Below are 258 nucleotides of genomic sequence, written 5' to 3' on the forward strand. Positions count from 1 at the left end.
GTTATCAAAGCGGCGGTCTTCGGCTATACCGGTGAAAAGATACCATTGGGTACCACACTTGACAACAGCAGCGCTGTTTTCAGTTGGCACGTCACACGGCCTGCTGTTGTCTCGCTTGCTTGCCTATTCTCTGTTCGTATTTATATATTCGCGTTCAAGAACTGGAACCAAGATGCTGGAAGATCAAGCAGCCAAGCAACACTTTGCCAATTTCTCGATATCGATGCTGCTTGATACAAGAGCTCATTTGTTTACCGG

At 46.9% G+C, this 258-nt stretch carries 1 protein-coding gene; it reads left to right on the forward strand.

The features are described 5' to 3' along the window. Positions 1-58 precede the first annotated feature (58 nt). Positions 59-258 (forward strand): hypothetical protein (locus L9G74_RS21200; RefSeq protein WP_238898738.1); only part of this gene is annotated, 200 nt, incomplete at its 3' end.

Origin of the sequence: Shewanella electrica (assembly GCF_022321485.1) — a bacterium.
Taxonomy (GTDB): domain Bacteria; phylum Pseudomonadota; class Gammaproteobacteria; order Enterobacterales; family Shewanellaceae; genus Shewanella; species Shewanella electrica.